The 5,354-nt window shown below is 63.7% G+C and carries 6 protein-coding genes; 4 read left to right on the top strand and 2 right to left on the bottom strand.

Annotated elements, in window-relative coordinates:
* Together RUW20_RS17035 and RUW20_RS17030 are read right to left on the bottom strand one after the other, a co-directional pair.
* Window positions 1–1,232, bottom strand: a 1,232-nt coding sequence (locus RUW20_RS17035; RefSeq protein ID WP_313953419.1) for a heavy metal sensor histidine kinase, incomplete at its 3' end; no start/stop codon positions are given.
* Window positions 1,233–1,249: 17 nt separating this feature from the next.
* Complete coding sequence (locus RUW20_RS17030) at window positions 1,250–1,930, bottom strand: heavy metal response regulator transcription factor (protein WP_313953418.1); 681 nt, start codon at window positions 1,928–1,930, stop codon at window positions 1,250–1,252.
* A 175-nt stretch (window positions 1,931–2,105) separates the two neighbouring features.
* On the opposite strand from RUW20_RS17030, the gene RUW20_RS17025 reads away from it, so the two are divergent.
* The 4 genes from RUW20_RS17025 to RUW20_RS17010 form a co-directional block, all read left to right on the top strand.
* Window positions 2,106–3,281 carry a c-type cytochrome gene (locus tag RUW20_RS17025; RefSeq protein ID WP_313953417.1) on the top strand — a complete coding sequence of 392 codons (1,176 nt, stop codon included), beginning with the start codon at window positions 2,106–2,108 and terminating at the stop codon, window positions 3,279–3,281.
* 137 nt (window positions 3,282–3,418) lie between these two features.
* A complete protein-coding gene (locus tag RUW20_RS17020; RefSeq protein WP_409559381.1) occupies window positions 3,419–3,790 on the top strand; it encodes a c-type cytochrome in 372 nt (123 codons plus the stop codon).
* Between the two features lie 221 nt (window positions 3,791–4,011).
* A complete protein-coding gene (locus RUW20_RS17015; RefSeq protein WP_313953415.1) occupies window positions 4,012–4,353 on the top strand; it encodes a copper-binding protein in 342 nt (113 codons plus the stop codon).
* A gap of 70 nt (window positions 4,354–4,423) precedes the next feature.
* A partial coding sequence (locus RUW20_RS17010) for a TolC family protein (protein ID WP_313953414.1) occupies window positions 4,424–5,354 on the top strand: 931 nt, incomplete at its 3' end.

The following is a 5,354-nucleotide window of genomic DNA, read 5'->3' as shown; positions in this document are numbered from 1 at the left end:
CGCTCTGGACTCGCGCGATGGAAGCGCTCGAAGATCTGTGACAGTTGATCGGCCGGAATCGTATCGCCGGGGTTGTTGACTGCGAGCGTGGCGAAGCCGGCCTCGCTGGCAAGCGAAAGTTCGACAACGCCACCCGGTGGGGTGTGGCGAAGCGCATTCGACAGCAGGTTGGACAGCGCACGGCGGATCATCGGGCGGTCGGCAGTCACGCTCGCTTCACCGGCAAGCACGATGCGCACTTCTTTCTCTTCGGCCAGCGCTTCGTAGAAGTCAATCAGTGCCCGTGCCTCATCGGCCAGGTTCACCGCTTCGGCCGAGCGCGGCAGAGATCCGTTTTCGGCCTGGGCCAGAAACAGCATGTCGCTGACCATGCGTGCGATGTGCTCGTACTCTTCGAGGTTGGAGGCGAGCACCTCGCGGTACTCATCCGAACTTCGGCTATGCGACAGCGCGACCTCGGTCTGGGTCATCAGGTTCGACACCGGCGTGCGCAGTTCGTGGGCAATATCGGCAGAGAAATCGGACAGGCGGCGAAACGATGATTCCAGTCGCTCCAGCATGCCGTTGAAGGCCACCACCAGCTCACGCACTTCGGACGGTGCGCTACCTTCGGCAAGGCGCTCGCCGAGGCCCTCGGCCGACAAGCTGCGTGCGGTGGCCGTTACCCGCCGTAGCGGTGCCAGTCCGCGGTGGGCGGCGAACAAGGCGAACAAGGTGGCGACGATCACCGCGAAGGAGATGTCGACCCACAGACGCTTGCGCACCTGTTCGAGGAAGAGCAGATGATGCGAGACATCGAGTCCGACCAGAGCCTGCAAGCGAGTTGGCTGCGACCAGAAATCGAGCGCCTCGACGGTGGTTTCCAGCCCAAGGTATTGCTTGCCACCCTTGTCCCAAAGCGTCGGGGCATCCGCTAACGCGTCCTCGGCGGCTTGCCGTTTGTCGAAGATCTCCGGGCGGATCGCATAGACCACCGTGCCTTCGGCGTCGCGCAGCACCACCGCCAGCGCGTCGTGCCCGATGAAGGCATCGTCAAGCCGTTGGGCCAGGGTTCGGTACGGTTCGGCGCGGTGCAAGAGGTTCTTGATCAGGCTCACCTTGCCCGTCAGCTCCTGACTGTCGAGCTCGCGAAGATGGCCTGCGACGGCCGCTCCCTGTACCAGCATGACGACAATCAACACAGTGGCCATGAGCAGCGCGAAGAGCAGCGCCAGACGCGTGGTCAGCGACATCGGCCACCGTCGCATGGTCAGGGATGTTCCGGGACTTCGAGCACGTAGCCCATGCCGCGCACGGTACGGATCAGCTTCGGGTCGAAGGGTTCGTCCACCTTGGCGCGCAAGCGACGCACCGCGACATCGATGACGTTGGTGTCGCTGTCGAAATTCATGTCCCACACCTGCGAGGCGATCAGTGAGCGCGGCAAGACCTGACCCTGGCGGCGCAGGAGCAGCTCGAGCAGGGCGAATTCCTTGGCCGTGAGATCGACGCGTACGTTGGCTCGGCTGACGCGGCGGCGGAGCAGGTCCATCTCCAGATCAGCGGCGCGCAAAGTCTGCGGATCCTGCGATTTACCCCGCCGCAACAGCGTTCGCACCCGGGCAAGAAATTCGGAGAAGGCGAACGGCTTGACCAGGTAATCGTCTGCGCCAAGCTCCAGCCCGCGCACCTTGTCTTCGACGCGGTCGCGTGCGGTGAGGAAGATCACCGGCGTTGTGAGTCCGCTTTGGCGTACGGTTTGCAGCACGTCCCAGCCATCCATGGATGGCAGCATCACATCGAGGACGATCAGATCGTAGTCTCCGTTCAGCGCCAGGTGCAGGCCATCGAGACCGTCGCGTGCGAGATCGGCGACGAAGCCTGCCTCGACCAGACCCTTGCGCAGGTAATCACCGGTCTTCGGTTCGTCTTCGACAATCAGGATCTTCATCTGGGCTACCTGCTCGAGTGTTCGTGGTCGGATTGTGCACGCTGTCGACAGCAATGAATGCCGGCTTACAGGAATGTAACCGACAGGTCAGCTTTCTGACGGACGGCAATGGTCACCATCGAAGCGTGCGATCATCGCCAACCGCCCTTTCAACGATCGAAAGACTGGAATCTTCATGAAGCCTTCGTCCTTGTCCTTGTTCGGCGCTCGCTGCCTGGCGAGCCTCCTGATCATTATTCCGCTGGCCGCCCAGGGAGCTGCCGCTGCTCCGGAACTGGGCCGGGTCTTCGCCCTTGCTCCGGCCAGCGGCAGCGATGGTGTGTTGGTGGCTAACCAGGAGGGCCTGTATCTGGTCGAGCCAAATGGCCGGCTGAGCTTGCGGGCCAAGCGCGATGGCGGTTTCCCGGCGCTGGTGGCGGACCCCTCCAACAGCGCAGTGCTGTATGCCAGCGGCCGCTCGGGCGGCCTGCTGCGCTCGAGCGACGGTGGTCGCACATGGCAGCGTACGAGCCAGGGTGGACCGGACAGCTTCGCCTTGCTGACCGTGAGTCCCAGCGATCCGCAACACCTGTACGGCGTTGCCGACGGCTTCTACGGCAGTAGCGATGGCGGTCGGACCTGGGCGCGCGCCGGCGACGTACCGGAAAAGCTGATGAACATCTCGGCATCGCCACGCGGTCTGTACGCTGGAACCGAAGACGGTTTGCGCTTCTCGAGTGATGGTGGCGCGTCGTGGCGGCCGGCGTCGATGCTGCGCATTCCGGTGACCATGGTCAGCGCCGAAGCCAGCGGAGTGCTTTACAGTTTCCAGTGGGGGCAGGGCTTCCTCAAGGCACAGGAACCTGAGTTGTCATGGACGCCGCTGGCCAACAGCTTCGGCGGGCAGGCGATTCTGGTCATGGCGCGCAATGGCCAGCGCTTGTTTGCCGCCACCCACATCGGTAGATTGTTCGTCAGTGCAGACGATGGTCGCAGCTGGCAGGCGCTCGGCGGACCACGCGGACCGCAAAGTGCGGCGGAAAAGCGTGGCGAAAAGCTCTTCGCGGCCAACTGTCAGGCCTGCCACGGTGCGGTCGGTATCGGCGAAGCGCCGCAGTTCGGCAAGTCCCAACAGGGCCTCGCGCCCGCGCTCGACGATACCGCGCACGCCTGGCATCACAGCGATCAACAGTTGCAGAACACCATCCTCAAGGGTAGCCCGACGCCGAACAGCCGGATGGTCGCCTTCGAGGGACGCTTGAACGCCCGCGATGCGGCCGACCTGGTGGCCTACATGAAGAGCCTGTGGAACGAACGCGCCCGGCGCTGTCAGGGAGCGAAGCACATGGACCCGGGGTGCATGGCGCATTGAGCGGAGAAAACGATTCAAAAGCGCCGACGGAGCCAGGGGGGTCATCAAGTGGCATGGTCTTTCGCTGGGTGCTGGCCGCGAGTGTCGCCTTGCTCGTGGCTGCGATAGGGTGGGCCGCCTGGCAAGGCAGAAAACCATTGATCGATGCCAGTGATTCTCGACTGCTGGCCATCGGGCAGCGCGTCTATGTCGAGCATTGTGCGAGCTGTCACGGCGTGAATCTGGAAGGCCAGCCGGCATGGCGTAAACGCCGTGCGGACGGCCGCTTGCCGGCACCGCCACACGACGCCAGTGGTCATACGTGGCATCATCCGGACACGGTCCTCATCGACATCGTCGGCAATGGTCTGGTCGGCCGCTACGCACCGCCCGGTTACAACAGCGACATGCCGGGGTTCGCCAACATTCTCGCCGAAGAAGAGATTCGCGCCAGCCTTGCCTATATCAAGAGTACCTGGCCCGCAGCACAGCGTGCACATCAGGCGCATGTCTCGCGCGAGATGAGGTAAGCCAGGCATTGCAGCGCTCGCGCCTGCCCCTTGGTAGGGGAGCAGCATTACAGGAATGTAATCCACAGGTCAGCTTGCTGACCGGGTGCAATGTGCATCATCTCCGGCCTTGCTCACCTCAGGTTCAGATCAAGTGAGATGTTTGTGTAAGAAGAGGCCAGCGTCGTGAGACAGACAAGCACGGCCAATCGACACCCCATAATCTACCCACAGGATCCCTCATGAAATCTCTCGTCCCCGCCTTTTCCCTGCTCGCCCTGGTGCTCGCCAATCCGGTCCTTGCCGCCACCGAGCACGACAGCCATCATCCGTCCGGGGCCAGCACTGGCAGCGTCAAGGCAGCGCCCTCGGAAGGCACGGTGAAGAAAATTGACAAGGACGCCGGCAAGATCACCATCAAGCACGGCCCGCTGGCCAACCTCGGGATGCCGCCGATGACCATGGCCTTCCGCGTCAGCGATCCGGCGATGCTCGATCAAGTGAAGGCAGGCGAGAACGTCCGTTTCACGGCAGACCAGGTCGGCGACGCTCTGACGGTCACCACGCTGGAGGCAGCGAAATAGCTTCCTGCACCGTCTCGCTGCGTCCGGCACCCGCGAACGCAGTTTGTTCTGCCACCGGATTCCCTGATCGATGATGCCCCTGATACCCAACGCCAGTACCGGGCGCCTGGCGACTGCCTGTGTGCTTTTCGCACTCGCCCTGCGCGTCGCGCCGCTGTACGCGCAAGACACCTCGGCACCGCTGGGGGCTTCACTCAGCGGCTTGCTGAGCTATGCCCGCGAGCACAACCCCGAACTCGGCGTGCGCAAGTTCGAGGCTCAGGCGGCACGTGAGCGGGTGGAGCCGGCTGCGGCGCTGCCCGATCCGCGCTTCGAGCTGGAACTGATGGACTTCACCAACGCGACGAATCCCTCGCGCAGTCCTTCTTTGCTGCCGGGGCAGGTCGGCAACACCCGCTACCGGGTGGTTCAACCGCTGCCGTTCTGGGGCAAGCGGGAGTTGCGCGGTGAAGTCGCCGAAGCGCAGGCCGAGCAGATCGAAACCATGCAGGAGGGCACCGCGCTGGAGGTCGAGAACCGCATCAAGACGGCCTACGCCAGGCAGTTTCAGGCCTCGGGACAGATCCGCATCCTGCGTGAGACGCTGTCGCTGCTCGATGCCATCGAGCAGCTGGTGCTGACCCGCTACGGCGTCGGCCTGGTGCCGCAGCAAGACGCCTTGCGGGCGCAGAGCGAACTGACCTCGGTGAAGATCGATCTCGTCGAAGCCGAACGTCGCCGGCGCGACAACGCCGCCAAGCTCAACGCCTTGCTGGCGCGCGACGGCAATGCTCCGTTGGCGGAGCCCGTCGGCTTGCCTTTGGCTCCTGCCCGTATTGCGTATCCAGGCCTGCTTGAACAGATCCGCACCCGTTCGCCGGAGGTGGCACGCGAACGCTTCGGCGTCGTCGCGGCGGAAAAAGATCGCGAACTCACCTGGTTGAACCGCTATCCGGACTTTGCCGTCGGCCTGACCAACAACCGCCCCTACAACGCTCCCGACAACTGGGAAGTGATGGTGG

The organism is Accumulibacter sp., from assembly GCF_032229525.1.
Lineage (GTDB): Bacteria > Pseudomonadota > Gammaproteobacteria > Burkholderiales > Rhodocyclaceae > Accumulibacter.
The sequence above is the reverse complement of the archived record's forward strand: the minus strand, read 5'-3'. Positions and strand labels throughout refer to the sequence as shown.